At 59.8% G+C, this 1,800-nt stretch carries 2 protein-coding genes and 1 pseudogene; all 3 read right to left on the bottom strand.

What is annotated here, in order from left to right:
- Positions 1 to 98: 98 nt before the first annotated feature.
- Positions 99 to 422, bottom strand: coding sequence for a hypothetical protein (locus IVA74_RS41085; protein WP_247448485.1), 324 nt, complete (start codon positions 420 to 422; stop codon positions 99 to 101).
- Positions 423 to 515: 93 nt separating this feature from the next.
- A complete protein-coding gene (locus tag IVA74_RS41080) occupies positions 516 to 959 on the bottom strand; it encodes a LysR family transcriptional regulator (protein ID WP_247448484.1) in 444 nt (147 codons plus the stop codon).
- A gap of 69 nt (positions 960 to 1,028) precedes the next feature.
- Positions 1,029 to 1,660 (bottom strand): annotated as a pseudogene (locus IVA74_RS00025) (acyl-homoserine-lactone synthase).
- Between the last annotated feature and the right edge of the window lie 140 nt (positions 1,661 to 1,800).

The raw sequence follows: 1,800 nt of genomic DNA, 5'->3' as shown, positions 1-1,800 counted from the left end.
AGGAGCTTCCGGAAAGCGCGCCGCGCGCGTCAGCGACCACTCGAAGGCGATGGGTAGCGCTCAGAGAGCAACTTCAGGAATTCGTGCAGCGCCGGGTTTCATTGTCGGCTCGAATCGGCTCGCACCCGTGCCATCGCGCAGCTCCCGGTAAACAAGGCCGCAGAATTTGCGCCTATGTCGGACTCCAGCACGAGGCTTATTCCTGTGTTCATGCTGATCAGGCTTTTGATGATGCCGCGACTGACGTCGTGGCGCCAGATTTTTGGGCGGACCTCAGGTCGGACGAGCTTGGAAACCAGAAGATCTTCGAGCTCTTTTCCGGGGTCGTAGTGGCTGAGCAGCACCGTCTCGCCGCGCAGGTCGGTCCAGTAGACAGTTTCGCGCGAACTGAGGGGATGGTCATGAGAAGGCGACGAGAACACGCTCGCTCCACAGAGGCATGGCTTTATTGTCCAACAGCGGCAAGCGCCCGGTGACGATCAGGAGATCGAGCGCTCCGTTACGAAGTGCCGCTGCTAAACGTGTCCGTGATCGTTCAACCGTAGCAAGCGCGCTCTGCGGGAGCGCTGCTTGAAGTCAAGTAGGGACGCTTGCAGATTGCCGGCCGAAAGTGATGTGCAGAAACCGACGCTCAGACGGCCGGTTTCGCTGTTATGAACGGATCGGGCCGTTGCAATGAGCGCGCCGAATTCCTCCAGGATGGTTCTGGCCAACCGAAGAACGTCGCGGCCGGGCCGCGTTGGGCGCACACCTCCGCTGAAGCGCTCGAAAATTGGAACGCCCAAGTGGTGCTCAAACTCGCTGATTATTCGGCTAAGGCTCGATTGTTGCGGTCCCAGCAACTCGGCGGCTCCACGAAAGCTACCGCAATCGGCGGCAGCGACCGCCGATCTCAGGTGTTTCAGTTCGAGCGCTCTGGTGGCTTGGAGTGACGGAAGTGTGGGACCTGGCTTGTGCATGGTAAGTCTTGAGAGCGAAGAGTGGCTCTCCGCACCGATCTGCAGCGGTTACGTTTGCTTCCCCAGAAGCTAGGCAGCGACTTGAATGACCGGAGCCCAGAGCACCAGTCCCGAGATTTGCCCCGCCTTGCGGATGCGGTCCAACGCATCGGACGAAACCTCCAGGTAGCCCGCGACAGCCGTGGTGTTTCCAAGGGGGCGAGCTTTTTCCCACTCTTCGAAGGGGCCATCCGGCCCGGCGAAGAAACCGCTCCATGCGGGCGTCGGTCACAGTGACGATTTCGATCAATTCAATGGAAGGGCCGAATTCGATCATGCCCGCAAACAGCTCGTAAGTGGCAGCAGCAAACCCACCGCTCGCCTTCGGCGCATCCGCGGGAACATCGAGTGCGAATCGGCTGCTCTCCAGCTCCAGTCGCTTCGTGGTGCCGGCTGCCCGTCCAGCAGGATCGGGAAAGTGTCCCTCAGCACGGTTGGCCCGGTGGAAGGCAAAAGCCGGACGCAACCTTGATTTGTCCGGCTCCCGAGCGGTTCAGTAGATGCACCGGTCGAAGGACGTCAAATTCGTCCACTTCCATGTCGCCACTGACTTCGACGGTCCAATCCAGACGCTGCTTGAAAGCGCGGTAGCGCAGCCGGTGCATCTCGACGCGATCGTTGACGAATTCCCCGTAGTACTCCGGCGTGATGAGCTGCATCATTCTTGCCTCCCTGCTTGATTTCGGCAACTAAGCAGAGAGGCCTAGGGTCTGTTGGGATTCATCTGGAGTTTATCGCGGCCGCGGCCAGATAGATCATTGAAGTGAAGCTCTGGTCGGTCTTGTCGGCGCGCATTGCGATG

It is taken from the genome of Bradyrhizobium sp. 132 (genome assembly GCF_023074185.1).
Classification (GTDB): Bacteria; Pseudomonadota; Alphaproteobacteria; order Rhizobiales; family Xanthobacteraceae; genus Bradyrhizobium.
The sequence above is the reverse complement of the archived record's forward strand: the minus strand, read 5'-3'. Positions and strand labels throughout refer to the sequence as shown.